Consider the following 26,724-nt stretch of genomic DNA (forward strand, 5'->3'; position numbering starts at 1 on the left):
AATACTGTCGCTCGTCGGATTTGCTGAGAGCGCTCCTTACTTGGTGTAGCCGGAAGCCATCATGCGGCTTTCGTAGCTGGAGCGGTACTGCTGGAGACCCTGAAAAATGGCCCAGGCGATGGAGGTCTGGGACTTGCGGTCACGAAGCATTTTTTCCTCGGACGGATTGGAGAGGTAGCCGGTCTCGACCAGAATGCTCGGCATCGAAGGCGTCCAGAGCACCATGAAACCGGCCTGCCGTACGCCGTTGCTGATCGTGCTTCCCCTGCGGTCAAAACGCCCGAGCACCGCCTGTGCCAGCTCGGTCGACTGCATCGCGAAAGCGCTCTGCGCCATGCTGCTCATGATGAGGTACTCGTCGGAAAAGCCTTTGTAGCTCTCCTTGTAGTTCTCCTCCTCAGTGATGACCGAGTTTTCAAGCATAGCCACCTTGAGCGCCGAATCGGTCTTGTGGGGGCCGAGAATGTAGACCTCCGGACCGCGGACTTTCTCTTTCCGATCGCCGGCAATCGCGTTGCAATGGATGCTGATGAACAGCTTCCCGCCGTAACGGTTGGCGATTTTTCCCCGCTCTTTCAGCGGAATGAAACGGTCGTCCTTGCGGGTATAGATCACTTTGACATCGGGCCACTTTTGCTTGATAAACCGGCCGAGATCGAGGGCAACGTTCAGCACCACATCCTTTTCCCGAGTGCCCCGCGTGCCGATCGCTCCGGGGTCTTTGCCGCCATGACCGGCATCGATCACCACAGCATCGAGCTTCCACTTGTCGATGTCATGGCTCAGGCGCGCCTGAATCAGCCGCTCCTTTTCAGTGCGATGGATCGCATCGACGTCGACATCGCTCATGATGGAGACCACGTAGTCATTATTGGACGCATCGTAGCGGAACGATGATGACTTGACAACGAAGGCCGCGGTATCAAGCGCGATGTTGAACTGCATGGCGCCATTGCCGAGCGAAACCGGATTCACCGACTTGACCACACCGCCCTGGAAGGTACGCGCAAGGCCTTTCGGATCGCCCTGAACATCTTCGATGGTCAAATAGGCTGTGCCTTGTTTATCAGGCCTGAGAAACGACGCCGGGCGCTTCGAGCCGGATGCCGAAAAGCGGATGACCACACCGTTCGCCAGCGTTTCAACTCGAATATCGTTCACCGTAGTTTTACCGGCGACCGAGCTGCCCGCACCCGGCTGTATCGGTATGTATGAGGACGACGGTGGCTTGTTGTCAGTCGAGCTCGCGGATTCGCGGGCGGGCAAAACGCCGATACGGCCACCGCCCGGCATGGAGCGCCCGGCCAGAGATGCGTCGATCTTGTTGGCACCGGAATCGTAGCGCACCGAACGTCCGAGCCACAAAGAGAACATCCGGCAAGCCTGAGTGACCGGCAGATACATCCGGCCATCGCGCACTGACGGCGCAGCGGCAAGCTGAATGACCCGTTTCGGGGTAGAACCGGCCGCCGAGTCGATCACCACAAACTCGCTGCCACTCCGGAGAATGCTGCTTGTCACCGACTTGCCGAACGCTTCGTCGATCTGCATCTTCGAGCCGTCGAACACGCTGCCGAGTCGCAAGGCGCGGGCAAATGAGGCCATATCGGCCATGAACTCACCCTCTGACGGGTAGCCCTGCACCTTGATGGTATAGCTCTGCCCCGGAGCATTGGAAACATGCATGAATAGGTCGTCCTGACCTGAAGACTCCGCCGAAGCCTTTGAAGCGAAAAGAAGTGTCAGAACCAGCACGCCGAGAAGGCGCAATTGCGGAAAGGATATGCGTTCAGGCATTGATAGTATCACAATGGATCATTGGAGCTGCGGTGCACGAAACCGGCTGCCCCCGTTATTCTTCGATTCGATGATAAGCACTCTTCTTTGTTGCCGGAAATCCGGAACAAAGAAAGAGAATTGCCCTGAATAATAAGCAATAAATAGGTCACCATCCAGTGCCGTTTGCGCCCAAGTTACGTAAATCAAGCGTCACTGTTGCAAAAGCACCGCAACAAGGCCAAATTTGTTTTTTGGCAAGCAAGCCCTATCTTTTCGTTCATTCACGGGCGGCGCTGAAACGCGGTTCCGCTCCAACAGTTTTCGCGACGGGGCCAATACGGCGCCCGAAACGAGCGGCAGGTTGCAGCGATGCCCTCTGTCCAAATCCCAACGCAAAAGGGATCAAAACCCCATGGCTTCAAAAAGCGCTACTCCATCGGCCAAAAACAGGACGCTCATCGTTGTCGAGTCACCATCCAAGGCCAGAACCATCAACAAGTACCTGGGCGACAACTACACGGTTTACGCCTCGGTCGGCCACATCAAGGATTTGCCGAAAAAAGAGATCGGCATCGATTTCGACAACCACTACGAGCCCCGTTACGAGGTGATCGCCGGAAAGGAGAAGGTGGTGCGGCAGCTCAAGAAACTTGCCGGAGAAGCCAACGAAGTGCTGATCGCCACTGACCCCGACCGCGAAGGCGAGGCGATTGCCTGGCACATCTCCAACGAGATCGAGTTCGCCAAAAAACCGGTCTATCGCGTGCTCTTCAACGAAATCACCAAAAACGCCATCATCGAGTCGGTCAACAATCCGAAGCAGATCGACTACCGGCTCGTGCGTTCGCAGCAGACCCGGCAGGGGCTCGACAAGATCGTAGGCTACAAGATCAGCCCGTTCCTGTGGAATGTGGTCTATCGCGGACTTTCGGCTGGCCGTGTACAGTCGGTAGCACTTCGGCTGATCTGCGAGCGGGAGAACGAGATCGAGGCGTTCGAGCCGCAGGAGTACTGGACGATTTATGCCGACTTCACCACGGAATCTGGCGAAACCTTCCGCACGAAGCTCGTCAAGGTCAAAGGCAAGAAACCGGAGATCGGCTCCGGCGAACAGGCCGAAGCCATCGTATCAGCGATCAGGGACCGCCTGTTCGCGGTGAGCGAGATCGTGCCAAAGGTGCTTCAGCGCAAGCAGCCACTGCCGTTCACCACCTCACTCTTGCAGCAGGCGGCATCCAACCAGCTCGGCTTCGGTTCGAAAAAGACGATGCGCGCCGCGCAGCAGCTTTACGAAGGCATCGACCTCGGTTCGGAGGGCGCGACCGGCCTCATCACCTACATGCGTACCGACTCGACCCGCGTCAGCGGAGAAGCGATCGCGCAGGCGCATGACTACATTTCGCAGCAGTTCGGCGAAGAGTACAAAGGGTTCGGCGGGCAGGGCAAGGCTGGCAAGAACGCGCAGGACGCGCACGAAGCGATCCGCCCGACCTCGGTCTATCGCACGCCTGAATCGCTGCGCAAGCATCTATCCGCAGACCAGTTCAAGCTCTACGAGCTGATCTGGAAGCGCTTCGTGGCCTCGATGATGGCTCCGGCCAAAATCGAGCAGACGCGCGTTGACGTGGAAGATCACCAGAAGGAGTTCGTGTTCCGCGCCACCGGCAACAAGGTGCTCTTCCCCGGCTTTTTCAAGGTCTATAACGATCAGCAGGAGCTCGAATACGAGGCGCAGAAATCGACCCGCGACGAGGTTGAAAAAGAGCAGATGGTCAAGCTGCCCGAAAAGCTCTCGGTCGAAGAGCAACTCAGGATGTCGGAGCTCGACCGCAAGCAGAGCTTCACCCGTCCGCCCGCCCGCTTCACCGAAGCAAGCCTGGTCAAAGAGCTGGACAACTACGGCATCGGCCGCCCGTCAACCTATGCGGCAATCTTCTCGACCCTGCAGGAGCGCCGCTACGTCGAGCTTCAGAAGAAGAAGATCGTGCCGACCGAGCTGGGTCGGGACGTTTCGACCATCCTCGTGGCCAACTTCCCCGACCTGTTCAACGTGAAGTTCACCGCCGAAATGGAGGACGAGCTGGACAAGGTCGCATCGGGAGATGATGAGTACGAAAAGGTGCTCGACAGCTTCTACCGTCCGCTCGAAACGGTGCTGAGCCACCGCAAAAGCGATCCGCTCATTCCGCAGAACCGCGAAGCGGAACGGTGCGACAAGTGCGGCGAGGGACACATGATCGTCAAATGGACCAGCAGCGGCAAGTTCCTCGGCTGCTCGAACTACCCGAAGTGCAAAAACATCAAGGCGCTCGCCACCAACAAGGCCAAACCGAAAGAAACCGGCGTCAAATGCCCGGTGTGCGGCGAAGGACACATGCTATTGCGCAACGGCCGATTCGGCCCGTTCCTGGCCTGTTCGAACTATCCGAAGTGCAACACCCTGCTCAACCTCAGCAAGCAGCGCCACATCGAACCGATCAAAACGCCACCGTTCACCACCGACCTCGAATGCCCGAAGTGCGGCGCGCCGATGTACCTCAGAACCGGCAAGCGCGGCCTGTGGCTTGGCTGCTCGAAATTCCCCAAATGCCGCGGACGGCTCTCGTGGAACTCGCTTGACGAAGCGACCCAAACGCGCCTTGAGAAGACCATGGACGAACATCTGGCCGCCCACCCCTCCGTGGCGATCACCATGCTCGACGGTACGCCCGCGCCGATGAATCTGCCCATCGACGACATCATCATCCGCGCAGAAGACGCCGGGCTCATCAACGCCCCGAGCGAAGAGGTGGAGAGCGAAGCCTCAGCGTAGGAGTTGGGACTGACACCGATAACGCAACTGAAGCAAAAGCCCGTCAAAAAAGTATCGCCATCGAATCCGATCATGATTCGATGGCGATGTTGCTTTCAGGCACGGGGATGCTTTACGTAAACAGCAGGGCGAGATGATAGGTGATGAACGAAGCCACCCACGCCACCGCCAGCACGTAGGCTGAGTAGAGTAACACAGGCTTCCACGCGCCAATCTCTTTTTTCATCACACCGACCGCCGCCACGCAGGGAATGTAGAGCAGCACGAACACCATCAGGCTCAGCGCCGTTGCCCGGCTGAAGCCCGGCTCGCTGCGCAGAATCTCCGACAAGCTCGTCTCTCCGGCAGCGTGACCGATCGAGAAAATGGTGCCGAGTGTCGAAACCACCACCTCCTTGGCGGCAAGTCCTGTCACCAGCGAGATGCCGATCCGCCAGTCGAAACCGAGAGGACGAATGAGCGGTTCGAGCAGCTTGCCACTTCGTCCCGCAAACGAGTATTCGAGTTGACCGGCCTCGATCTTCGCTTCGAGCTTCTGCAACTGCTCAGCTTTGATTTCCGACGCAACCGCCGAAGCCTCGATCTTCGCTGATTCGCGCGCAAGCTGCGCATCGAGCTCGGCGCTGCGCGGATAGTTGCTTGCCACCCAGATCAGGATCACCGCGCCGAGAATCAAGGTGCCCGCCTTTTTGAGGTACATTACCGCCTTCATCTTCGACTGGAAAATGACCGACGAAAAGGTTGGCCAGCGGTACGGCGGCAGCTCCATCACAAACGGCTCCGAGTCGCTCTTCAGCACAGTGGACTTGAGCAGCCACGCCGTCCAGAGCCCCATGATGATGCCAAGAAAATAGATCGCGAACATGACGTTGGCTGCCATCGTCGGAGGGAAAAATGCCCCCGCCAGCAGTACATAGACCGGCAGCTTCGCACCGCAGCTCATGAAGGGAATCGTCATGATGGTGGCCAGCCGGTCAGAGCGGCTCTTCAGCGTACGCGTGGCCATGATGGCCGGAATCGAGCAGCCGAAGCCGGTAATCATCGGAATAAACGACTTGCCGTGCAGCCCGAAACGGTGCATCACTTTGTCGATGACAAACGCCGCTCGCGCCATGTAGCCCGACGCCTCGAGGAACGAAAGACCCATGAAGAGCAGCACGATGTTCGGCAGGAACACCACCACGCTGCCCACGCCGGAAATCACCCCCTCGACAAAGATCGAGCGAATAATGCCCGCGGGCAGATGCGGCGCAACTGTGTCGGAGAGCAAGCCGAACGAGTAATCGAGCGCCTCCATAAGGGGAGCACCGAGCGTGAAAGTGAGCTGAAAAATCGCCCAGACGACAAGGAAAAAGACCGGCAGGCCGAGCGCCCGGTTCAGCACCACCGAGTCGATGTAGTCGCTCACCGTGGCACGCGCGGCTTTCGGCTTGCGCACACACTCCTGCATCGCGCCGCGCACGAAGGCGTGACGATCCTCGGTAATCAGCGCCTCCGGATCGGTACCGTGCAGAAACTCGCACTCCGTAATCGCCTCCTGCAAGGCCAACTCGATCTTGACCCACACCGGATACTTCTGCACCTGGCTGTAGATCTCGCGGTCGTTTTCGAGCAGCTTGATCGCCATCCAGCGGTGATTCGCGGCCTCATCCAGCTCCGGCTCATGGCAGAGCAGATCGGCAATTTTGTCGATGGCCTTCTCGACCTCAAGGCTGAAGGAGATCTTGTTCTTTTTGATCTCGATGCGCCCGTCAACCACGCGGATGATATGGTCGAGCAAGTCGTCGAGCCCCTTGCGCTGACGCGCCGAGGTGGGAACGATGTGACTGCCGAGCAGGAGCTCAAGCTGGTCGATATCGATTTTGAATCCCTTCTCCTCGACCTCGTCCATCATGTTCAGCGCCACAAGCAGATCAACCTCCATCTCCATGAGCTGCACGGTCAGCATCATGTTGCGTTCGAGGTTGGTGCCCTCGACCACATTGACCACCACATCGGGCTGCTCGTCGATGATGAAACGGCGGGTAACGATCTCTTCGGGGGAGTAGGGAGTCAGCGAATAGGTGCCGGGCAGATCCACCACATTGATGCGGTAGTCGCGATAATCGAGATAGCCTTCGTGCTTCTCGATCGTCACGCCGGGGAAGTTGCCCACCCGCTGGTGAGCACCGGTCAACGCATTGAAAAGTGAGGATTTGCCGGCATTCGGGTTGCCGGCAAGAGCAACGGTAATCTTCTTTTTCGTACTCATGCGCGCCGTCCGAAACGATGGCGTTTACGGAGTCCCGGCCCGACACCCTGCGGTACGTTACACAATTCAATCTTGTTGACCGTGATGCCCTCGGCCTCGTTCCGCCGCATCGTCAACAGCAAGCCATTGCAACTGACCTCGATCGGGTCGCCGAGCGGCGCAAACCGCAGTACCTCAAGCTCCGTACCCCTCACAAGGCCCATATCCATGAGCCTGCGCCTGACAGCCGGTTCAGCCTGAACCGCAGTCACTAATGCACGATCGCCGACTTTCAATTCCGATAACTTCATATCTCTTCAACCCCTGATAACAGATCGGCAAAAAATTTTCTTAAATAGACTAATTACAAATAACAAACAATCCAAGCAAAAAGATTTCTTTCTGAAGAAGAGCGGCTGTTTTTTGTAAAAAAGGGCCTCAGCGCACCGGCTCAACCATCTCCGTGCGCCACCTCACGACCGGCAAACGGCGGCCACCCCATCGTTTTGCCACCGATCAGATGCGCGTGAATATGCCCGACGCTCTGCAGAGCATCGGCTCCGTTGTTGAACACCAGTCGATAGCCTGATCCCAGTACCCCCATCTTCTCGGCCACAACGCGCGCGGTGAGCAAGATCTGCCCGGCAATCTCCGAATCGCTATCGGTCAGCTCACTCAGCGACGAGATGTGCTCCAGCGGAATGATGAGAATATGAACCGGCGCAACCGGATTGAGATCGTGGAACGCAGCCACGTGGTCATTTTTGTAGATCAGGTTGGCCGGAATATGACCGGCAGCGATCTTGCAGAAAATGCAGTCGGGGTCGTAACGTGACATAAGCTCGTCCTTTTTTAGTTCTTGGTTAACCGGGCACAGTGCCACCGCTACTCTTTGAGGATGACCGACAGCGTGGCATTGCCTCCGGAAGCGATAAGCACCACGGTAAGCTCACCTTTCAACCCGGTCACGCTGCCCCGGTCGCCCTCCTTTTCAGGAACGATGAGCGAAGAGGTCTCGAATCCGGCCTCTTTCAGCGCATCAACGAACGCTTTGACCGAATTTGAAGGGATGCCGTCGATGGCCATATCCCAGCTTCTACCCTCTGGCGTCTCGGTTCTGATGATCTTCCGGATCGTGCCGGCTGCAAAATGGGGCACCTCGGCAGGCATCTCCGACGGCCAGGGCTGAACTTTATCGGTGATTTCGAAAGAACGATCACCGGAATCGATGGTCACATCGGACTCGGTCGAATCGGCAGGAGCCGGTGCAGCCGCAGGCGCAACAGGCGGCGTCTCGGACTCCGTCTTGTGACCGCAGGCTCCGAGAAGGCCCGCAAGAGTGATGAGCGCGATGCGCCCTGTGAATCTGAAAAAACCCTGCCGGCTCATGATCGGTGGTGATTGGTGGCTGATAACCGTTTCTCTTCTGCAAATGTACAAAAAAAGAGGGCTGGCCGTAGCAACTCAGGAGTAGCATAACGGCGTTACGATCACTACATTACCATCGTAAGCCCGTTAACCTACTTTTCGAGAGATGCGTTCCGGAAAGCGCCCCTTAAACAATCAAGCAAACGAACGATGAACAGACACACTTTAGTTTCGATGCTGTCGCTCTTTTTTGTCACCCTGCTCATGGTCGGCTGCAACGCCAACACAAGCGGCCCGGTCACCGACATCGACGGCAACACCTACGACACCGTCAAAATCGGCAACAAGGTCTGGATGACCGAAAACCTGAAGGTCACCCGCTACCGGAACGGCGACCCCATCCCGGAGGTAGCCGATGCTGCCAAGTGGCCGAAGCTCGAAAGCGGCGCGCGATGCAGCTATGAAAACAACCCCGAAAACGGCAAAACCTTCGGCTTTCTCTACAACTGGTTCGCGGTCAACGACCCGCGAGGCCTCGCACCCGAAGGCTGGCACGTCGCCACCGACGAGGAGTGGCAGGCTTTAGCCGATGCGGTCGGCGGAGCTGAACAGGCAGGCAAAGTCCTGAAATCTTCGGAAAAATGGGAAGGCTCGACCGACGACGAAACTGAAAGCAACGGCTTCGACGCTTTGCCCTCCGGCGCTCGCCGCGACGCCGACGGAGGTTTTCTGATGCTCGGCAAATTCGCCCGTTTCTGGACAAGCTCTCAAGCCCCCAACGGCAAACCCTACGGCCGAGCCCTCGGTTTTTACGACAATACCCTGCGCGGCGGCGAAGTAGGCCCGAACAACGGCTTTGCCGTCCGGTGTGTGAAGGATTGAATACGGGAGCTTTTCGTGAGGCGACTGCTTACGGTTGTCGCCTCCTGAAGGGGATTGATCTGCCACAATCAAAAATCCCCTCTAAATCGTAAATCCTCCGTTCTTCTCCTTCTCGGCGGCGAGTTTGGCGGCGAGGAATTCGCGGTTGAGGCGGGTGATGTTGGCGATTTTGATCTCTTTGGGACATTCCGCTTCGCAGGCGTAGGTGTTGCTGCAGAAACCGAAACCGAGGCTGTCCATGGCGGCAACCATCTGCTGGACGCGGCGCTCTGCTTCGATGCGGCCTTGCGGAAGGAGGGCGAGGTGGGAGACTTTGGCGCCGACGAAGAGCATCGGCGAGGCGTTGGGGCAGGCGGCCACGCAGGCTCCGCAGCCGATGCAGGCGGCGGCGTCGAAGGCCGAGTCGGCATTGGGTTTGGGCACGGGGATGGCGTTGGCGTCGGGCACACCACCGGAGTTGATCGAGATGTAGCCTCCGGCCTGGATGATGGTGTCGAGCGCGCTGCGATCCACGATCAAATCTTTAACGACAGGAAACGCGCCGCAGCGCCACGGTTCGACGTAGATGGTCTCGCCGTCGCGGAAAGAGCGCATGTGGAGCTGACAGGTGGTCGCGCCCCTGATCGGGCCGTGCGGGCGCCCGTTGATATAGAGGCTGCACGTGCCGCAGATGCCTTCGCGGCAGTCGTGGTCGAAGGCGACCGGGTCTTCGCCCTTGCCGATAAGCTGCTGGTTGAGCTGGTCGAGCATCTCGAAGAACGAGCTGTCGGGTGAGACCGCATCGACCTTGTAGGTCACCATGCCGCCTTTATCCGTGGCGTTTTTCTGTCGCCAGATTTTGAGGGTGAACTTCATGGGCAGCGTTATTTGTAGGATCGTTGCGTGAGCTTCACCGTCTCGAAGTGCAGCTCTTCGCGGTGCATCTCCGGCGCGGCGTCGCGGCCTTTGTGCTCCCACGCGGCGACGTAGGCAAAGTCATCATCGTTTCGCAGCGCTTCGTGGTCAGGGGTCTGGTACTCCTCGCGGAAGTGGCCGCCGCACGACTCTTTGCGATGCAGGGCGTCTCGCACCATCAGGTCGCCAAGTTCGATGAAATCCTCAACGCGGCACGCCTTTTCGAGTTCGGGATTGTACTCCTTCAGTCCGCCCGGAATTTTGACGCCCGCTTCGAATTCCGCCTTCAGCTCTGCGATCAGGCCGAGCGCCTTGGTCAGCCCATCCTCGTTGCGCGACATGCCGCAATACTCCCACATGATCTTGCCAAGCTTGCGGTGAAGGTGATCGACTGACTCATTGCCGCCGCTCTTTTTGAGACGGGAGAGCCGGTCGATCACGTCGCGCTCGGCGAGGTGGAACTCCGGCAGGGTGGTCGGAATCGGCGGCGTGTTGATTTCGTGCGAGAGGTAGCCCGAGATGGTGTAGGGCAAGACGAAGTAGCCGTCAGCGAGCCCCTGCATCAGCGCCGACGCGCCGAGGCGGTTCGCGCCGTGGTCGGAGAAGTTGCACTCGCCGATCGAGTAGAGGCCGGGCACGGTGGTCATCAATTCATAATCGACCCACAGGCCGCCCATCGTGTAGTGCACCGCCGGGTAGATCATCATCGGCGTGCGGTAGGGATTGTCATCGACGATGCGCTGGTACATCTGGAACAGGTTGCCGTACCGCGCGGAGATTTCGGCGCGGCCCAGCCGCTCGATGGCATCGCTGAAATCGAGGTAGACCGCGCGACCGTGGCCATCGACGCCGTAGCCCGCGTCGCAACGCTCCTTGGCCGCCCGCGAGGCGACGTCACGCGGAACCAGATTGCCAAAGGCCGGGTAGCGGCGTTCGAGGTAGTAGTCGCGCTTCGACTCGTGAATCTGCTCCGGACGCAGCTTTTTCTGCCGGATCAGCTCGGCATCCTCCTTCTCTTTCGGCACCCAGATGCGCCCGTCGTTGCGCAAACTCTCGCTCATCAGCGTCAGCTTGGACTGGAACTCGCCGTGCACCGGAATGCAGGTGGGGTGAATCTGCGTAAAGCAGGGGTTGGCGAACGCCGCCCCCTTTTTGTAGGCGCTCCAGACCGGCGTGACGTTCGAGCCCATCGCGTTGGTCGAAAGGTAGAAGACGTTGCCGTAGCCGCCCGTCGCCAGCACTACGGCGTGCGCCGAATAGCGTTCGATTTCGCCGGTCACGAGGTTGCGCGCAATGATGCCCCGCGCCTTGCCATCGACGATGACGATGTCGAGCACGTCGCGTCGGTTGTAGAGCTTCACCGTGCCTGCCGCGATCTGACGGCTCATCGCGCTGTACGCGCCGATCAGGAGCTGCTGGCCGGTCTGTCCACGCGCGTAAAAGGTGCGCGATACCTGCGCGCCGCCGAACGAGCGGTTGGCGAGCAGACCGCCATACTCGCGGGCGAAGGGCACGCCCTGCGCCACGCAGAGATCGATGATCTCCGGGCTGATCGAGGCGAGCCGATAGACGTTCGATTCGCGCGACCGGTAGTCGCCGCCCTTGATGGTGTCGTAAAAGAGCCGGAAGACGTTGTCGCCGTCGTTCTGGTAGTTCTTCGCGGCGTTGATGCCCCCCTGCGCCGCGATGCTGTGCGCCCGGCGAGGCGTGTCCTGATAGCAGAACGACTTGACGTTGTAGCCGAGCTGGCCGAGCGTTGCCGCTGCCGAAGCGCCCGCAAGCCCCGTGCCGACCACGATGATGTCGAGCTTGCGCTTGTTGTTCGGGCTGACCAGCTTGCAGCCGGCCTTGTAGGCGTCCCACTGGTCGGCGAGCGGCACGCCCGGCGCGTTGGCTTTGAGTTTGATCATCGGCAATCGGTCTCCATGCGGCGCGGCGTTAGTTGAAAAGGGTGAAGCGCAACGGAATCGCCATGAAGCCGCCCGCAATAATCATCGCATACAAGGCGCTCGCCCCCTTGATGAGCGGCGTGTAGCGCGGATGGTTCAGGCCGAGCGTCTGGGCAGCAGCCTGAAGCGCATGGTTCAGGTGAAATCCAAGCACGAGAAACGAAACCAGGTAGATCGCAGAGTAGGTCGGATCGGAAAACAAAAGCACCGCGCGGTGATAAAAGTCGTGCCGCTCGATGCCAGGAGGCGGAGCGACGATGCCGAGCTTGATGAAGTAGAAATCGATCAGATGGAGCGCGAGGAAAAGCAGCACGATCATGCCGGTGTGCATCATGTACTTCGAGAAGGGCGAAGTTTCGGAAAGGCTCCGGTGCTGGTAGCGAATCGGGCGCGACTTGCGGTTGCGGATGCTGACAATCACCCCGAAAGCGATGTGCAGCGCGAAGCCGCCGAAGAGAACCAGCTCCATCATCCGTATCACCGGATTGGTGCCCATGAAGCCCGCTGCTGCCGAAAAAGCCACGCCTCCGTCATCGGCCAGCAACAGCAGGTTGATGCCAAGATGCAAGGAAAGAAACACGAGCAGAAACACTCCCGCAACTGCCATAATCACCTTGCTGGCAATGGACGACAATGCTCTCTGCCCGGTGGTATCCATAAATCGTGAAGTTCGGTGACAGAAGACAGGCCACACAACCTGTGAAACGCTTCCAAAAGCTAACGTCCTCCTCCCGAAATGACAAGCCGAATCGTCTATTTTATCTCGAAAGAAGGAATTACGGCAACAGCCCGCACGGGGCTCGCTTCCGCACCGGAGATGGGCAACGGCAGCACCGAAAGGAGGAAATCGCTGTCGCCAAGCTGGTCGAGCGCAGTGAGATTTTCGATGAGGAGGAGCCCAGAACCAAGTAGACAGCGATGGATGGGCAGCGCTTCCGAATCCGGATCGTCGAACGATGGCGCATCGATGCCGACGCCCTTCAGCCCAAGCCCGGCAAGCCACGTCGCCGCTTCCGACGAGAGTACCGGATAGTTCCGGTCGTACTCCGCCGTTCCCCAGAATCGGCTCCAGCCAACGTGCAGCAGGAGAAAGTCAGCCTTTTCGATGCTTGGTTGGATGACACGCAGTTGATCGAGCGAAACGAGACCGGAGGACGCCCCCCGCAGATCGAGCAGCGCACCCTTGCCGATGAAGCGCTCCACCGACATCCGGTCGAGCGAAGCAGCGCCCTCGAAAAGGTGCGCCGGAGCATCAAGGTGCGTGCCGGTGTGCGACGAGAGTTGCATCCAGCGCTCGCCGAAGCCATCGCGCCCTACCGTGCAGAGATCGGAAAACTCCGGCGCAGGCGTTCCCGGCCACACCGGCATGGCGGGCGAAATCGGATGGCTCAGATCAACGATGCGCATGACGTTTCGGCCCGCCTGTCCGTCAGTACAGCAGCGAATAGCTCAGCACCAAAGCGTTGGTGTTGATGCCGCGGTTCGGCTGGCTGGTGCCGGCATTCGAAATGTGGCGAAAACGGTAGCCCAGCGTCAGGGCGTCGTGATCGGAGAGATCGAACCGCGCGCCGAGGCCGAACTGGTTCAAAAAGTTGAAGCCACCGTCACCCTGCTCGGCGCTGTCGATGCTCAGGTACATCGGCCCGGAACCCACCTCGGCCACAACTTTGACCGACGGAGCAATCGGGTGCAGATAGCGGAAAAAGACATTGAGGCCAGTCTCGACACCTGACTCCGGCTCGAAAACCGGATTGCAGAACGGTTCGAGCGCGAGCTGAAGCGTGCCTTTGCTCTCCTGCATGCCGAACACGGAGTTCATGTCGAAGCCGACTCGCACAAAAATAGGCATGACCTTGTTGGTGGCATCGGTAAACTTCATATGCCCCCAGGCGTAACCCGAACCGAAGCCGATTTCATCGACGTGAACGCCCTCGGCCTTAACGTGAGAGGGAAACGACATGAGTACGAGCATCAGAACGCTTAAAACATGAAACAACTGCTTTTTCATGATGAGATGGTTTACGGTTGAAAGATAAAAGCTGCGGCGAAGCTATGGCGCTGACTACCGATCGTCAACGACCTGACGGTCCGCCACGAAGCTGACCACCGACTCGATGGCCCGTTGGCGCTCGCAATCACAGAAAATCTGATGATCGGTTTTTTCGAACCAGATAATCGACTTCTGCTCCGGCGGCGTAGCGATGGCCCGATAGATGATCTCGGCGCTCTCGGGTCGAACGACGGTTTCATGCCTGGCATGAAGAATCAGCGCCGGCTTCAGGACACGGTTCATGACACGCTCGGTCTCTTGAATCAGCTCGAACATCGACAGAATCGTTCGCGTCGGCGCCCAGTCGTATTGCTCTGGCATCAGGGCGTTGGCAGGATCGGCAAAGGTCGGGAAGAAGCCCCAGCGATCAACCACACGGCTGACCAAGGGAGCAAAAAAATGCAGCGGGCGACCCGGGGCGAGCAAAGAGACAAGCCTGATTGGCGGGGTGGCAAGCACGATCGAATCAACCAGCTCAGGTTGGCGTTCGGCAAGCTGCAAGGCAAGCAGCGCCCCCATGCTGTGGCCGATCACCACAACTTTGCCTCCGTGTCCGGCAAGTTTTTTGAGCTCCGCCTCGGTATCGGCAACCCAATCCTGCCAGGTCACGCCGCGCAAATCATCAGGCGACGCGCCACCGTGCCCCCGAAGCAACGGCGCGGAAAGGCTGAGGCCGAGTCTTTCGAGCGGCTCGAACAGCGACCTGACGCTTTCGAGGTTTGCCGTAAAGCCGTGAATGATCAATACACCCGATAATCGCCTGTCCTCACACTCATTCATACCTCTGGGATCTGTCATGCAAAGGAACGTCTATTTGCCAAAAAATTCATGCCATAACCCGCTCTCAAGCCGCGCGAAGAGAAGATCATGACCAGAAATATAAAAGCAGCTCATGAATATTTTTTTCAAATAGCTATTTTTTACCTACGCGACAGACCCCGTCGAGTGATCACACGCGGCTCATCCGGTCAACAGAAAAACGCCAAGCCATGATGATATTCAAGCGGTTTCCTCTTCTTCTGCTCGCTCTGTTTCTTGCCCTCGGAGCCTGCTCGACCTCGAAAGGGCCTTACACTTCACGGCGATACGTCCCCGGAATCTCACCCGAGGAGGCGTACCGGCTGGGCAAGCTCAAGAACACCCCCTATCTTATCGACAACAAGCTCTACGTCCCCATGAGCTTTGAGCAGGTGTATGCCTACGAAGAGACCGGCATCGCGTCGTGGTACGGCCGGGAAACGCTTGAAAAAAACAACAGCCAGCCGACCGCTTACGGCGAAATCTTCGACCCCGGCCAGCCCAGCGCCGCGCACAAATACCTGCCACTCCCCATGCTCGTCAGGGTCACCAACCTCGACAACAACCGCTCGATTATCGTTCGCGTCAACGACCGCGGCCCGTTCGTCGATGGCCGCGTGATCGACCTGAGCGCCCAAGCCGCCAAAGAGCTTGGCTTCTATGAAAAAGGGACAGCCAGGGTAAAGATCGAATCCGTTTACCGATAGCGATTAGCCGCACGGCCCGGAGACCATGAAGGCTTCGTGAAATGAAACAGTGCCCGTTGGTTCCGGCCCATCGAACACAAGCGCAAAAAAGACCTCCGGCGGCACGCCCTCATGCCCCAGTCCCTCTGGGTTGACGAAACCGAACTGACGGTAGTATTCGGGATGCCCAACCAGGCAGCACCCCGTTGCCCCAATCGCTTGCAACCGTTCGAGACCTTCGCGGATCAGCGCCTTGCCGATACCCTGCCGCTGGAAATCCGGCAGCACGGAGACCGGCCCGAGGCCATACCAGCCAGCCGTGCCATCCGACATGACAACCGGCGAAAAGGCGATGTGCCCGACCACGCGCCCATCAAGCTCTGCCACCAGCGAAATGGTCAGCGCCCCGGCGTTGCGGAGCGCTTCGATGACAAACTGCGCGGTGTGATTGCTGACCTCCAGCGTTGCGAAAGCAGCGATGGTGAGGGCGGTGATAGCCTCAACATCGCCGGGCATTTCGGGTCTGATGACCAAAGATGAGTGCATGGCAACTCAGAAATTCAGGCTTTCGCCCATTAAAAAGACAAATCCATCAGGTCATCCCCTCCGGTGCGTGCCGCCCTGCATCAGCACCAGCTCGCCTTTGGCGATACCCGAGAGCCTCGACATCTGGTCGCACTTGATGCGAAGGATGAAAAAGAGTCGCTCGTCGGCGTCGTCGAGCAGGGTCTCGAAATTACCCTGCCCTTTCGAAACAATCAGATCCGCCTCGTCGAACAGGCGACGGAACTCGTCCGAAACCGCTTCGAGCAGCGTACCGGGATAGACGCTGCCGGAGGAGATCACCGTGGCCACCTTGTCGAGACCGGCGTAACGTGCGTCAGCCATCACCGCGTCGTTGATGACCGGGCGCTCGCGCACCGCGCAGGTGACGTCGAGTTGCGGGAAGTGCCGCCTGATCTCTTCGATGAAGAGCCGGTCGAAGACGATCTCACCGGCGTTGTCGCAAATGTAGAGCAAGCGCTTCGCCGATTGCAGATGCGACAAGAATGCCTCGAAATCGAAGCGCCCGAACGTCCGCTCACCGATGGTTCGCACCTCATGTTCGACATCGAGCGAGCCGTGCCGTTTTGCGCCGAAATCGATGATATTGCCCGCCGCGGCAACCCGAACGGCCTCCTCCAGCGGTTTGGGGGAGTCGAGAATTCTGGCGCGAAACTCGTCGGCGAACGCCAGCGCGACATCGTTCGAGCGCTGCTTGATGTCACAGTACGGATCGAAATCCGCATCGCGGCCCGACAGCGCAATCGCATCGTCCGTGGCGCTCCGGATCACATGCTGCACCACGATCCCCTCACCATTGCTCTCAAGCAACTGCTGCATCGAATGCTCGAACAGCGCCTTGCCCTGCCCATCTTCCATGCCGGTAATCTTCGTCAGCGAAAGCAACTGCTCAAAAAGGCACGGATAACACTCTACGGGGATCGATCTATTTTTGCTGTTCATGCAATGAAAAGTGTTGTTTTTTGTTAAAAATACTTTAAAAGATAAATAAAAGCACGAAAACAAGCTTTTTATACGCTACTTTAGAAAGGGTGATATCTCACCAAAACAGAGTCCATAAAGGTTCACGCGTTTTTCGGTCAAACTAAAACTTTACTACCATGGCACTCATTCAAACAGGCGCTATCGACCGTTTTGCTGTTACAGCAAAGAAAAAGGCTATCGAGTCATTTGCCTCTCTGAAAGGAATTTCCACCTTCTCGGAATTAAGCGAACTTTCACGAACCTCTACCCCAAAATCGTTTGAGTACACACAGTCGCCTGAGCCCAGAGGCCTTGCGTTAAAAAATATAAAGCTGACAGAAGGATTCAACGGATTTCTCGGGAATGTGTTCAGTTCCAAAAACAATGTGTACTTCGTGGCTTGGGCCTGGGATTTGAGCGGAGAGCCCATATGCCAGTACCCGGGAGCAGATGCAGACCCCAAAAGCGTCATCATCCCCATGAGAGTTGGCAAGGTTCGGGAGTTTATCGGCGAAGGTATCAATCTGTTTCCAAAACGCACCATTACCGGCGGCATGGCTATCCGGATACAGTTATGGGAGTCCGATGAGGAGACGAGGAAGTTTGGAAAAGCTATGACGGAAACCGCTGAGGCTATCAATAACTCTTCTTTGTCATCACTGATCTCGGCAATCGCGCTGGCGGGACCAAGTGCTGGAGCTTTGACCCTTATCAAAAACGCGGCAGTTGAATTAGGCAATGCTATAGGAACAATCCTGAAGTCAAATGGCGATGATTACGTTGATTTCTTTGAAGGCTACTACCCAAGTGACAAGGAATGGGCAGCTGAACACGAGGCGCACTCAGGCAACTCGTCAGTCATCACGCTGGCCAAGTATTAAAGAAATACAAAATGAGGGGGAAGAACTGCTGTCTTCCCCTTCGTCCTTTTCCCTCACCCGATTGCCGTCATCAGCAGATAAGCTGTGTAGGTAACGTAGCAACCAAGCAGCACGGCGCCACCGAGTCTGGTGATGCGCCCGGTTCCCGCGCCGCGGAAACCGTAGCCGAGCACGAAAAGCGATACGGTCAACAGCGACATCACCAGCACATCGCGGTGAAATGAGGTCGCACCTATGGCTGCGGGATGGATCACTCCGGCAATGCCGGCAACGATCAGGGTGTTGAACAGGTTCGAGCCGAGCACGTTGCCAAGGGCCAGATCGTCCTCCCCCTTGCGCGCGGCCACCACTGAAGAGGCAAGCTCCGGCAGCGAGGTGCCGATGGCCACCACCGTCAGGCCGATCACCAGATTGCTCACACCCAGCCCCTCGGCAATCCCGACCGCGCCCCAGACCAGCATCCGTGAACTGACCAGCAACAGCACGAAGCCTGCAACGATCAGGAAAAACGACTTGCCGATCGGCATTTCATGCAGCTCAAGCTCCTGCTCCATCTCCTCGCCAAACTCGTCGGTCGATTTCGTGATGCCCTCCCAGATCGACCAGCCGGTAAACAGGGCGAACATGAGCAGCAAAATGATCCCGTCATGCCGATCAAGAACACCGTCGGAAAGGAAATAAGCGGTGATGGCCGTTACGACGGTCAGGATCGGCAGCTCCTTTCGTAGAATTCTGGACTGCACGGCAATCGGGTTGATGAGCGCCGTCACGCCGAGGATAAGCGCGATATTGGTGATGTTGGAGCCCAGTGCGTTACCCAGCGCGAGGTCCGAATTGCCTTGCATGGAGGAGAGCGTCGATACGGCAATTTCGGGAGCCGACGTGCCGAAACCGATGATGAGCATACCGATAAGCAGCGGAGGAAGCCTGAAATAGCGCGCGGCGGCGGCGGAGCCATCAACAAAAAGCCCCGCACTCCAGACCAGCACAACGAGCCCGATAACAACCGAAAGTGAAAACAGCAGCATAAACAACAGATCAATGGATTGGCAATGGCGGAAGATACAACACTGAAGCGGAAAGACAGAAAGCAGAGGCGCTGGCAGTGTTATTTCGAAGTGTCTTGCTGATCCTGACCGAAGATGCGCCCGAGAAAACATTTTCTCACCCGGCAGCCGTAGAGCAGTTCGAACAGGACGGACACCGCAATAAAGGCAAGAAACACCGGAACCGCTCTGGGGGAGGCTGACGATGCCTGCACAAGCAGCGCAACCAACGCTGCCAAACAGAGGAGCAATCCGGCCACGAAAACAGCTCCGTTCCCGCCGATCTCCTTGCGGAGCCTGAACGCACTGGCGTTGATGAGCGCAAAAATGAGCAGGAAGCTCGCACTCGCGATCACGGCGATTTCGGTCAGCGAAATCGCATTGGCAATCACGAGGCTGATTGCGGCGGTCATCACCACGCCCATCACCGGCTCGTTCCACGCCTGCCGGTCGAAAATCTCCGGAAGCTCGCCGTCCCGCGCCAGAAAATAGCCGAGCCGCGCATTGCCGTAAATCGTGGCGTTGATCGCTGAAAAGGTTGCCAGCAGCGCCGCCACGGAAACGATCACGAACCCGGTCTGCCCCAGCGCCGGTTTGGCAGCCACGGCAAGCGCGTAATCCTTCGCACGCATGAGCTGCGCCTCCGGCACCGCCTGCACGGTCACGAATCCGATCAGCACGTAGAGCACAATCACCACAACCACCGAGATGTAAAACGCCAGCGGCAGGTTCCGTTCCGGATTGGTGATCTCCTCTGAAGCGTTCGCGATCAGCTCGAACCCCTCGTAGGCGACGAAAATGACCATGCCTGCCATGAAGATCGACGGCACGGCTCCGGGCGCGGGAAGGGTAACGGGCGCACTGGCAAGCGCTGGAAGACTGAAGCCGAGAATGACCAGCAACAGCAGCAGCTTGAGCGCCACAATCGCCGTCTCGGATTTGCTGACGAACGACGCGCTGACCAGATTGATGAGCGTCGGCAAAACGATGGCGATGCTGATGAGCGCGTGCCGGAAAAGGCTCGAATGAATTTGCGGGAAAAAGGTTCCGGCGTACGACGCAAACGCCGCGGCATAGAGCGCGATGGTCACGAGATAGCTCAACCACAGCATCAGGTTGACACTGCCCGACGCGATGTTGCTGCCAAACGCCTGATCGACAAAAAGCACTGTGCCACCCCGGCTCTGGAACCGCACGGAGAGCTTCGCGTAGGCATACGAAGTCAGCAGCGCGATGATGCCCGAAAAGAGGAAGGCGATGGGCGTGGCCTTCCGCGCAAGCGACACCGCCTCCCCGAGCACGGCGAAGATTCCGCCGCCCACCATGCCGCCGATGCCAATGGCAATTGCGCCGACAAGGCCGACGGCTTTTTTGTTTTTGCTCTCCCCGGCCATCACCTCATGCAACCGGACAAACCGCTGACCTTTAATCTTGTCATGAAATTCGTGTTTTACGTCCGGCTCATTTCTTCGCAATCAATCGTCCCCGGCCAACCTTGCCGGCTACCGAAGCGTCGCGCCAGAGGGTGATCCCCTGCTCGACCGCGTCGTACATCTCCTGGCCGTAGTTGTCGACAATCGCCTGACGGAAGTCATTCTGCACCATGTCGAGGTAGCCCTGAATCGACGGCGCAAAGCTGGCCGAGAGGTCTTCCTTTTCGATGACCGTCAGCCCGGCGGCTTCGGCGAGCGCGGCGTAGCCGTCGAGCGTCTCCATGTACGGGAACACCATGAAGGTGTTGAGCGCCTGCCACTCGTCGTCGGACATCGGGCCAGTCTCCAGCCAATCGGTGAAGGCGAGCGTGCCGCCCGGCTTCAGCACGCGGGCGCACTCCTCGATGAGCCGCTGCTTGTCGGTGATGTAGCACCAGGCGTCCTGCCCCCACACCATGTCGAAGGTTCCGGCCTGAAACGGCATATCGAGCGCGTTGCCCAAACGGTAATCGATCTTGTCCGACAACCCTGCCTCCTCGGTGCGACGCCGGGCCTCTTCATCCATCCGACGGGTTGCGTCGAGGCCGGTCACGCGGCAGCCGTACTTTTTGGCGAGATACCGAGCCGGGCCACCGAGTGCACTGCAGACGTCGAGAAGGTGCGAGTCCTCGCCGACCCCGGCTTTTTCAGCAAGCAGGTCGGTTTCCGCTTCTGAGCCGACGTGAATCTGCTCGCCCATCAGCATCTCCCAGAGAATACCGCCCGCGCCGTCATACACTTCGTTGACGCTTCCGATCGTGACATCGAGTTTTCTGGTCATCTGAACCTCTCTTTCCTGATTGTTGAAGTTATTCCAATTCCAGCTCATTCATGCATCAATAAAATGCTGTTTCCTCGTCATTCCCGCGCAGGCGGGAAACCAGAAACTGGAGCACATGGATTCCCGCTTTCGCGGGGATGACGGACCGAAATGCCAAGAGCCCCATGATGATGCATAGTTGTTTTAGAAATGAAATCAGTCTGATGATTGCCCTGAGCGGATCAGCCAGCACTTCGGATCGAGGCCGTCCGCGTCGCCGTTGTAGTGGTAGGCACTGGCCCGGCAGCCCCAGCAATGGGCGTTATTGACGCACGAATCGCAGGGCGCGGGCAGGTTGTGGACATCGTGCAGAGCGGCGTGCACGAGCGTGTCGCGATGCCGGGCGACGATGTCGCGGAACGGCATCTCGCGAATGTTGGCCACGCCGTCGCGGATGACCGAGCATGGCGTGACGTCGCCGGTAAAGGTGACGGTAGCCATCGTGCCGCAGTAGTATTTGTCGGTATCCATCGCCGCGATGGAGATTTTGTCGTCGCCGTAGTTGATGCGGTCGCGCTCGGTATAGACCCGCTGTACCTCGTCGAGGCCCGGCTCCAGCGAGCGCCACTCCGCGCCCATGCCGGCGGGATTGAACATGGTGAGGCAGGTGCGCAGCCCCTTCTCGCGGAACCACCAGCGCATGGTCTTGATCGCGTCGTCCGGGCCTTGCAACGACGTGTAGGTGATGCAGTTAATCATCATGTCGGCAGGCTTGCCGAGCGAGAGCAGGTTGTCCACCCCTTCGACGATGGCATCGATGAAGTGCGGATTGCCGCCGCGATGCAGCTTCGCATAAACCTCGGGCGTGATGGAATCGACGTGCACCGACACGAAGCCCCCCTCGCTCACCTCGTGCACTTTGGCGGCAACATCTTTGCTTTTCAGCGGCAAACCGCTCGTCCAGACGTTGTTCACCAGCCCCAGCGACTGCGCGTACTGCATCAGCTCATACCAGTCCGGACGCACGAGCGGATCGCCGCCGAGCCAGTCGATGGCGCGGATTTCCAGCGCGGCCGCATCACGGAGCAGGCCACGGATTTCATCGGAGTTCAGCCCGTTGCGTTCGCGCGGCGTCGATCCGGCATAGCAGAAAATGCACCCCTGCTGGCAGGCGTCGGTCGTTTCGATTTGCAGTGCGTAGAGTCGCTTCTCGTCGAAATAGCGCTTCTGCTCCTCCTCGCGCCCGACAGCCAGGCCGCCGTACCGGTTCAGATGATCGTTGATACAGGATGCCATAACGCAAAGCTCCCGGTCTTGTGATTACAGTTCGTAACTACAAAACCGGGAGAGCTTGTTGCAGGTTCCCGACTTGATGGCGAGCGACCAAAATGCGAGTCACGCTACGTTTACGCCCGCAACTTCCGCGCCACGTTTTCGGCGGCTTTCAGCAGCGGATAGCCGGTCGGCGGGCCAGTCAGGAGCGGGTGGGTGCCGAATTGCAAGGTCAGCACTTCGTGGATGGTCATCTTGTTTTCGATAATCACCCCGATCACGTTAATCAGCTCGCCCGCGCTCGCGCCGCCCATCACCGAGCCACCGAGCACCAGGCCGGACTCACGGTTGACGATCAGCTTCACCCACTGGCTGTGCACGTTCGGCAGCGACTTCGGATGCTTGTCGATGCCCTGCGCAAAAGCGCTGACGATGTCGAAGCCGCGCTCGATGGCCACCTGCTCGGTCACGCCAGCGGCGGCAAAGGTGGTTCCGCCGATCGCGGTCGAAAAGATCGACATCGTGCCGCCGAAGGTGCGCAGGCGGGAGAGCTTGTAGAGGTTCATTCCGGCGATACGCGCCTCCGAGCAGGCCGTCGAGGCGAGCATCAAACCCTTGACGATGCGGGTGAAGAAGCTGAACTTCTCGGCGCAATCACCGACGGCGAAAATATCCTTGTCCTCGGTGCGCATGTACTCGTCCACGCGGATCGCATCAAGTTCGTTGAGCTTGATTCCGGCATCGGCGGCCAGCGTCGTGTTGGGCAGGTAGCCGGTCGAAAGCACCACCAGATCGGCTTCCAGCACTTCGCCGCCTTCGAGCCGCACAGCGGACACCGCGCCATCGCCCTCGATCCGCTCGACCTTGCAGCCAAGCCGGAGCTTCACCCCTTCATCGGCGAGAATCTCCTCGGCGCGCACCGAAAGCTCCTCGTCAAAAGCCATCTGCAACAGATGCGGCAACAGCTCGACCAGCGTGATGTCGAACCCCTTCTTGCTCAGCTCGTCGGCGATCTCGACGCCGATAAAGCCACCGCCGATAATCACCACCTTCTTGCTCTTCTCCAGCGCGTGCTGCACCTGTTCGAGATAGTGAGAATCCTTGGGAATCGTGAACACATTCTCAAGCCCGGTGCCCGGCAGCCACTCCGGCACCTTCGGCACCGACCCGGTCGCAATCACCAGCTTGTCCCACGAAATGACCGTGCCCGACGAAGTCGTCGCAGTTTTCGACTCCTTGTCGATGCTCTTCACCTCGTCGATCATCAGCTCCACGCCAGCCTCGGTAATGTGACCGGTCGGAATAATATCCTGATCGACCCCTTTCAGCGTTCCGTAGATGTAGGGAATTCCGCAAGGCACGACGGCATCCTGCTCCTTTCGCACGATCATCACCTCTTTATCGGGATAAAACGCCCGAGCCGTCGTAGCAGCCACAATACCTGCAGCACTGCCGCCAATCACCAGAATATCAACCTGTTTCTGCATTATTTTTTATAGGGGTTTATTGGATGAACAATTCGTCAGCCAAGATATTCGATTAACCCCCTTAAACAAGAGCAAAGCGCAGATATTTCACACGGAGGTGACATGGAAGGAGAGCTGGTGTCCGAGTAAGGAATCGCAGAGTGCCATGGCTGTCGACGATTGCCGGAGGTCAACAGACCAGGCCAGCGAATCACCAGATTCCGGGAATCAGGCGGTAGCGGGTTTGCCGGGCGTAGTCGGGATAACCCTCCAGCTCGGCGTGTACCGTGCGGTCTTCGAGCCGGGTTCGCACGATCAGCAGGAGAGTCAGAAACAGGGAGAGAAGCAACGCAGAGCGTGAGCCGAGGGCTGCGGGCATGGCGAAGAGCAGCACGATGGTAATCACCTGCTGATGACGCGCTTCGTCGATCTTCACGACCTGCGCCAGCTTCAGACGCTCCGCCAGCAAAGCCGGATCATGGCGCAACAAATAACGGGTCGTCACCACCACAAAACGCAGCCAAACGATGACAGGATGGAGTGTTTGGCTTTGCTTGTTCATCGTTGGAATGTGCTGACTAGGCAGCTCAAAGTGTCAACGTTTATTACTCTGACGCTGACCAATTTCAGCGGATCTATCAACGTGACCAAGAAGCATATTATCAAAACAAACTGCGGATTTCTATCCGAAGTCCAGCCGCTTCTCTCCCGAGGCCTGCAACGCAACCAAACCGCTTTACCTGCTGGGATGATCGTTAATAAAAGATGGCGTATTGCTCTCTCTGAAATGGTGAGGCCGTAAAGGTGGATTTTAGTCAATACAAACCAACAACAACCGGAGCGGGTTCCAGAAGAACAATTGGGATGGGTTCCAGATCAGAACAGCACTGAAAACCAACAATCCTGTAAGCATCTGTAAAACGCCTAACAGTGAGGGATACCTGTAAACGTAAGAGCAACTAGTCTCTCCACTGATAAACATAAGACCTGCGGAATATGCAGGAACCCGGGAAGTTCATCTATCGTTCTATCAAGTACTTTACAGTTTTTGAATGTCTGTAAAAACTTTGAAGCATGAAACGAAACTCTCACCTTTCATCCGCTTTCCTCTGGGCTTTTTTTCTGGCCTCGTTTTCGCTCTTCATGACCTCCTGCACCACCAAAACACAAGAGAGCAGCAAAGAAACAACCGAAGGGAAAGAAGCTGCGCCCGTCGAGGAAAAAACTGCTGAAAATGAGAATCCTCATCCTCTGGCAGGCTCAAAATGGCGTCTTGTTGAATTCACGTCGATGGATGACGCTCAAGGGGTTCAACGCCCGAGCGATCCGCTGCTCTATACCATGGAACTCAAGGCGGACAGCACGGTTCACATGCGCCTGAACTGTAATGTCGCAAACGGCACCTGGAAGTTCGAGCCCTCTGCCGATCCGTCGAATGGCAGTTTTGAATTCGGGCCACTCGCAACGACAAAAGCGCTGTGCCCGCCGCCGAGCATGGACGAGCTGGTTGCATCACAGGCGCAATGGGTGCGCGGTTACCTGCTGAACGATGGCAAGCTCTACCTGAGCCTCATGGCTGACGGCGGAATTTTCACCTGGGAGCCACAGGTTGAAGCCCCGTATCTGGCGAAAGCTGATGCGGCAATCGAACAGGCAGTTTTGCAGGCCTCTCCCGATTATAAAAAAGATGTTATCGGCAATGCCAAAGCCACCTATGTCTACAGCCTTGTTGATCTCAACGATGACGGCACAGATGAAGCGATCGTCTACCTGATGGGCTCCATTTTCTGCGGTACAGGCGGCTGCAACATGATGGTGTTTACCAAAGGGGATGACGGATACCGGCTTGTCAACGACTTTTCATTAGCTCGAACTCCCGTGGTTATCTCTCCGGCCATGAACAACGGCTGGAATGACATCTGGAAGATGGAATCGGGCGGCGGAGAACCGTCAAACTATGTCCGGTATGCCTTCAACGGCAAGAAGTACACCGAGAAAGAACGCAAAGGAACCGAAAGCATTCCCGAAGGCGTCGTCTGTCTGGCGGGAGATTTCGACTTTCAGAAAGGGATTCCGCTCGAACCAATTGACTGAGAGGCAAAAAGACCGGGGGGGTTGAAATGAAAAAAGCCGGACATGCAGCACACATCCGGCTTTTTAAACATATGATGCCTCTGCGCCTTACGGCTTCATCACCCCGGCATCTTCCATGAATTTCTCCAGCCCCTTGTCGGTCAGCGGGTGGTTGGCGAGCTGTTTGATGACGCTGTACGGGATGGTGGCGATGTCGGCGCCGACCATTGCCGATTCGACGACGTGCAGCGGGTTGCGGACGCTGGCAACGATCACTTCGGTGAGGTAGCCGTAGTTGTCGTAAATCGTGACGATCTGCTTGACCAGCTCCATGCCGTTAGTGCTGATGTCGTCGAGACGTCCGACGAACGGGCTGACGAAGTCCGCTCCGGCTTTGGCGGCGAGCAGTGCTTGCGTTGGCGAAAAGACCAGCGTGGCGTTGGTCTTGATGCCGTTGGACGAGAAGTGCTTGATCGCCTTGAGGCCTTCGACCGTGAGCGGGCACTTGATGACCACATTCTCGTGAATAGCTGCAAGCTCCTCGCCCTGGGCGATCATCTCCTCTGCTTTGAGCGTGGTGACCTCGGCGCTGACCGGGCCATCGACGATGTCGCAGATTTTCTTGATGTGCGCCTTGAAGTCGGCGTAGGTGAAGTTGGCCGGATCCTTGACAATTTTGGCGATCAGCGACGGATTGGTCGTGACGCCGTCGAGCACGCCAAGTTCATTGGCTGCTTTGATTTCGTCGAGACTGGCGGTGTCGATAAAGAATTTCATAA

25 protein-coding genes are annotated in these 26,724 nt (G+C 57.8%); 5 read left to right on the forward strand and 20 right to left on the reverse strand.

Features of this window, described 5'->3' with window-relative positions:
- Positions 1-36: 36 nt before the first annotated feature.
- Positions 37-1,797 carry an N-acetylmuramoyl-L-alanine amidase family protein gene (locus tag CPAR_RS10220; RefSeq protein ID WP_232203907.1) on the reverse strand — a complete coding sequence of 587 codons (1,761 nt, stop codon included), beginning with the start codon at positions 1,795-1,797 and terminating at the stop codon, positions 37-39.
- 394 nt (positions 1,798-2,191) lie between these two features.
- Between CPAR_RS10220 and topA the strand changes: the two genes are divergently transcribed.
- Positions 2,192-4,591 (forward strand): type I DNA topoisomerase, encoded by a 2,400-nt coding sequence (gene topA, locus CPAR_RS10225; RefSeq protein WP_012503239.1) that lies wholly within the window; start codon positions 2,192-2,194, stop codon positions 4,589-4,591.
- Positions 4,592-4,703: 112 nt separating this feature from the next.
- Here the strand turns inward: topA and feoB are convergent, their stop codons facing one another.
- From feoB to CPAR_RS10245, 4 genes are all read right to left on the reverse strand, one after another.
- Complete coding sequence (feoB, locus tag CPAR_RS10230; protein ID WP_012503240.1) at positions 4,704-6,842, reverse strand: ferrous iron transport protein B; 2,139 nt, start codon at positions 6,840-6,842, stop codon at positions 4,704-4,706.
- On the reverse strand, positions 6,839-7,132 hold the full coding sequence (locus CPAR_RS10235; RefSeq protein WP_012503241.1) for a FeoA family protein: 294 nt from the start codon (positions 7,130-7,132) through the stop codon (positions 6,839-6,841). The genes feoB and CPAR_RS10235 overlap by 4 nt, the downstream gene beginning before the upstream one ends.
- Positions 7,133-7,272: 140 nt before the next feature.
- On the reverse strand, positions 7,273-7,659 hold the full coding sequence (locus CPAR_RS10240) for a histidine triad nucleotide-binding protein (RefSeq protein WP_012503242.1): 387 nt from the start codon (positions 7,657-7,659) through the stop codon (positions 7,273-7,275).
- 47 nt (positions 7,660-7,706) lie between these two features.
- Positions 7,707-8,210 carry a hypothetical protein gene (locus CPAR_RS10245; RefSeq protein WP_012503243.1) on the reverse strand — a complete coding sequence of 168 codons (504 nt, stop codon included), beginning with the start codon at positions 8,208-8,210 and terminating at the stop codon, positions 7,707-7,709.
- Positions 8,211-8,399: 189 nt separating this feature from the next.
- Between CPAR_RS10245 and CPAR_RS10250 the strand changes: the two genes are divergently transcribed.
- Positions 8,400-9,071 (forward strand): fibrobacter succinogenes major paralogous domain-containing protein, encoded by a 672-nt coding sequence (locus CPAR_RS10250; RefSeq protein ID WP_041466198.1) that lies wholly within the window; start codon positions 8,400-8,402, stop codon positions 9,069-9,071.
- 81 nt (positions 9,072-9,152) lie between these two features.
- On the opposite strand, the gene CPAR_RS10255 is transcribed toward CPAR_RS10250, so the two are convergent.
- The 6 genes from CPAR_RS10255 to CPAR_RS10280 all read right to left on the reverse strand — a co-directional run bounded on the left by CPAR_RS10255 (position 9,153) and on the right by CPAR_RS10280 (position 14,744).
- Positions 9,153-9,926 carry a succinate dehydrogenase/fumarate reductase iron-sulfur subunit gene (locus CPAR_RS10255; RefSeq protein ID WP_012503245.1) on the reverse strand — a complete coding sequence of 258 codons (774 nt, stop codon included), beginning with the start codon at positions 9,924-9,926 and terminating at the stop codon, positions 9,153-9,155.
- Positions 9,927-9,934: 8 nt separating this feature from the next.
- Positions 9,935-11,875 (reverse strand): fumarate reductase/succinate dehydrogenase flavoprotein subunit, encoded by a 1,941-nt coding sequence (locus tag CPAR_RS10260; protein ID WP_012503246.1) that lies wholly within the window; start codon positions 11,873-11,875, stop codon positions 9,935-9,937.
- Positions 11,876-11,903: 28 nt separating this feature from the next.
- A complete protein-coding gene (locus CPAR_RS10265) occupies positions 11,904-12,572 on the reverse strand; it encodes a succinate dehydrogenase (RefSeq protein WP_012503247.1) in 669 nt (222 codons plus the stop codon).
- Between the two features lie 95 nt (positions 12,573-12,667).
- Positions 12,668-13,321, reverse strand: a complete 654-nt coding sequence (locus CPAR_RS10270) for a cyclase family protein (RefSeq protein WP_012503248.1) — start codon at positions 13,319-13,321, stop codon at positions 12,668-12,670.
- A 22-nt stretch (positions 13,322-13,343) separates the two neighbouring features.
- On the reverse strand, positions 13,344-13,922 hold the full coding sequence (locus CPAR_RS10275; RefSeq protein WP_012503249.1) for an acyloxyacyl hydrolase: 579 nt from the start codon (positions 13,920-13,922) through the stop codon (positions 13,344-13,346).
- A gap of 54 nt (positions 13,923-13,976) precedes the next feature.
- On the reverse strand, positions 13,977-14,744 hold the full coding sequence (locus CPAR_RS10280; RefSeq protein ID WP_012503250.1) for an alpha/beta hydrolase: 768 nt from the start codon (positions 14,742-14,744) through the stop codon (positions 13,977-13,979).
- Positions 14,745-14,953: 209 nt separating this feature from the next.
- Here CPAR_RS10280 and CPAR_RS10285 point away from each other — a divergent pair, with 209 nt between their 5' ends.
- Positions 14,954-15,469 (forward strand): septal ring lytic transglycosylase RlpA family protein, encoded by a 516-nt coding sequence (locus tag CPAR_RS10285; RefSeq protein ID WP_012503251.1) that lies wholly within the window; start codon positions 14,954-14,956, stop codon positions 15,467-15,469.
- A 3-nt stretch (positions 15,470-15,472) separates the two neighbouring features.
- Here CPAR_RS10285 and CPAR_RS10290 read toward each other — a convergent pair whose 3' ends face one another.
- Both CPAR_RS10290 and CPAR_RS10295 read right to left on the reverse strand, forming a co-directional pair.
- On the reverse strand, positions 15,473-15,994 hold the full coding sequence (locus CPAR_RS10290) for a GNAT family N-acetyltransferase (RefSeq protein WP_012503252.1): 522 nt from the start codon (positions 15,992-15,994) through the stop codon (positions 15,473-15,475).
- A gap of 51 nt (positions 15,995-16,045) precedes the next feature.
- Positions 16,046-16,954: a damage-control phosphatase ARMT1 family protein gene (locus CPAR_RS10295; protein ID WP_012503253.1), complete on the reverse strand. Its 909-nt coding sequence runs from the start codon at positions 16,952-16,954 to the stop codon at positions 16,046-16,048.
- 158 nt (positions 16,955-17,112) lie between these two features.
- Here CPAR_RS10295 and CPAR_RS10300 point away from each other — a divergent pair, with 158 nt between their 5' ends.
- On the forward strand, positions 17,113-17,856 hold the full coding sequence (locus CPAR_RS10300; RefSeq protein WP_012503254.1) for a hypothetical protein: 744 nt from the start codon (positions 17,113-17,115) through the stop codon (positions 17,854-17,856).
- Between the two features lie 53 nt (positions 17,857-17,909).
- Here the strand turns inward: CPAR_RS10300 and CPAR_RS10305 are convergent, their stop codons facing one another.
- The 6 genes from CPAR_RS10305 to CPAR_RS10330 form a co-directional block, all read right to left on the reverse strand.
- Positions 17,910-18,884, reverse strand: coding sequence for a calcium/sodium antiporter (locus CPAR_RS10305; protein ID WP_012503255.1), 975 nt, complete (start codon positions 18,882-18,884; stop codon positions 17,910-17,912).
- Positions 18,885-18,964: 80 nt separating this feature from the next.
- Positions 18,965-20,296 carry an APC family permease gene (locus CPAR_RS10310; RefSeq protein ID WP_012503256.1) on the reverse strand — a complete coding sequence of 444 codons (1,332 nt, stop codon included), beginning with the start codon at positions 20,294-20,296 and terminating at the stop codon, positions 18,965-18,967.
- A gap of 67 nt (positions 20,297-20,363) precedes the next feature.
- Complete coding sequence (locus CPAR_RS10315; protein WP_232203908.1) at positions 20,364-21,155, reverse strand: methyltransferase domain-containing protein; 792 nt, start codon at positions 21,153-21,155, stop codon at positions 20,364-20,366.
- Positions 21,156-21,350: 195 nt separating this feature from the next.
- Positions 21,351-22,430: a radical SAM protein gene (locus CPAR_RS10320; protein WP_012503258.1), complete on the reverse strand. Its 1,080-nt coding sequence runs from the start codon at positions 22,428-22,430 to the stop codon at positions 21,351-21,353.
- Between the two features lie 110 nt (positions 22,431-22,540).
- Positions 22,541-23,893 carry an FAD-dependent oxidoreductase gene (locus tag CPAR_RS10325; protein ID WP_012503259.1) on the reverse strand — a complete coding sequence of 451 codons (1,353 nt, stop codon included), beginning with the start codon at positions 23,891-23,893 and terminating at the stop codon, positions 22,541-22,543.
- A gap of 190 nt (positions 23,894-24,083) precedes the next feature.
- Entirely contained in the window at positions 24,084-24,434 is a 351-nt protein-coding gene (locus CPAR_RS10330) for a hypothetical protein (RefSeq protein WP_012503260.1), read from the reverse strand.
- Positions 24,435-24,946: 512 nt separating this feature from the next.
- Between CPAR_RS10330 and CPAR_RS10695 the strand changes: the two genes are divergently transcribed.
- On the forward strand, positions 24,947-25,966 hold the full coding sequence (locus CPAR_RS10695) for an META domain-containing protein (protein WP_012503261.1): 1,020 nt from the start codon (positions 24,947-24,949) through the stop codon (positions 25,964-25,966).
- Between the two features lie 87 nt (positions 25,967-26,053).
- On the opposite strand, the gene fsa is transcribed toward CPAR_RS10695, so the two are convergent.
- Positions 26,054-26,722, reverse strand: a complete 669-nt coding sequence (gene fsa, locus CPAR_RS10340; protein WP_012503262.1) for a fructose-6-phosphate aldolase — start codon at positions 26,720-26,722, stop codon at positions 26,054-26,056.
- Positions 26,723-26,724 lie beyond the last annotated feature (2 nt).

It is taken from the genome of Chlorobaculum parvum NCIB 8327 (genome assembly GCF_000020505.1).
Classification (GTDB): Bacteria; Bacteroidota; Chlorobiia; order Chlorobiales; family Chlorobiaceae; genus Chlorobaculum; species Chlorobaculum parvum_A.

Coding starts and splice junctions, on each gene's coding strand:
- CPAR_RS10220 (WP_232203907.1), bottom strand. CDS start 1,797: ATGCCTGAACGCATATCCTTTCCGCAATTGCGCCTTCTCGGCGTGCTG.
- topA (WP_012503239.1), top strand. CDS start 2,192: ATGGCTTCAAAAAGCGCTACTCCATCGGCCAAAAACAGGACGCTCATC.
- feoB (WP_012503240.1), bottom strand. CDS start 6,842: ATGAGTACGAAAAAGAAGATTACCGTTGCTCTTGCCGGCAACCCGAAT.
- CPAR_RS10235 (WP_012503241.1), bottom strand. CDS start 7,132: ATGAAGTTATCGGAATTGAAAGTCGGCGATCGTGCATTAGTGACTGCG.
- CPAR_RS10240 (WP_012503242.1), bottom strand. CDS start 7,659: ATGTCACGTTACGACCCCGACTGCATTTTCTGCAAGATCGCTGCCGGT.
- CPAR_RS10245 (WP_012503243.1), bottom strand. CDS start 8,210: ATGAGCCGGCAGGGTTTTTTCAGATTCACAGGGCGCATCGCGCTCATC.
- CPAR_RS10250 (WP_041466198.1), top strand. CDS start 8,400: ATGAACAGACACACTTTAGTTTCGATGCTGTCGCTCTTTTTTGTCACC.
- CPAR_RS10255 (WP_012503245.1), bottom strand. CDS start 9,926: ATGAAGTTCACCCTCAAAATCTGGCGACAGAAAAACGCCACGGATAAA.
- CPAR_RS10260 (WP_012503246.1), bottom strand. CDS start 11,875: ATGATCAAACTCAAAGCCAACGCGCCGGGCGTGCCGCTCGCCGACCAG.
- CPAR_RS10265 (WP_012503247.1), bottom strand. CDS start 12,572: ATGGATACCACCGGGCAGAGAGCATTGTCGTCCATTGCCAGCAAGGTG.
- CPAR_RS10270 (WP_012503248.1), bottom strand. CDS start 13,321: ATGCGCATCGTTGATCTGAGCCATCCGATTTCGCCCGCCATGCCGGTG.
- CPAR_RS10275 (WP_012503249.1), bottom strand. CDS start 13,922: ATGAAAAAGCAGTTGTTTCATGTTTTAAGCGTTCTGATGCTCGTACTC.
- CPAR_RS10280 (WP_012503250.1), bottom strand. CDS start 14,744: ATGAATGAGTGTGAGGACAGGCGATTATCGGGTGTATTGATCATTCAC.
- CPAR_RS10285 (WP_012503251.1), top strand. CDS start 14,954: ATGATGATATTCAAGCGGTTTCCTCTTCTTCTGCTCGCTCTGTTTCTT.
- CPAR_RS10290 (WP_012503252.1), bottom strand. CDS start 15,994: ATGCACTCATCTTTGGTCATCAGACCCGAAATGCCCGGCGATGTTGAG.
- CPAR_RS10295 (WP_012503253.1), bottom strand. CDS start 16,954: ATGAACAGCAAAAATAGATCGATCCCCGTAGAGTGTTATCCGTGCCTT.
- CPAR_RS10300 (WP_012503254.1), top strand. CDS start 17,113: ATGGCACTCATTCAAACAGGCGCTATCGACCGTTTTGCTGTTACAGCA.
- CPAR_RS10305 (WP_012503255.1), bottom strand. CDS start 18,884: ATGCTGCTGTTTTCACTTTCGGTTGTTATCGGGCTCGTTGTGCTGGTC.
- CPAR_RS10310 (WP_012503256.1), bottom strand. CDS start 20,296: ATGGCCGGGGAGAGCAAAAACAAAAAAGCCGTCGGCCTTGTCGGCGCA.
- CPAR_RS10315 (WP_232203908.1), bottom strand. CDS start 21,155: ATGACCAGAAAACTCGATGTCACGATCGGAAGCGTCAACGAAGTGTAT.
- CPAR_RS10320 (WP_012503258.1), bottom strand. CDS start 22,430: ATGGCATCCTGTATCAACGATCATCTGAACCGGTACGGCGGCCTGGCT.
- CPAR_RS10325 (WP_012503259.1), bottom strand. CDS start 23,893: ATGCAGAAACAGGTTGATATTCTGGTGATTGGCGGCAGTGCTGCAGGT.
- CPAR_RS10330 (WP_012503260.1), bottom strand. CDS start 24,434: ATGAACAAGCAAAGCCAAACACTCCATCCTGTCATCGTTTGGCTGCGT.
- CPAR_RS10695 (WP_012503261.1), top strand. CDS start 24,947: ATGAAACGAAACTCTCACCTTTCATCCGCTTTCCTCTGGGCTTTTTTT.
- fsa (WP_012503262.1), bottom strand. CDS start 26,722: ATGAAATTCTTTATCGACACCGCCAGTCTCGACGAAATCAAAGCAGCC.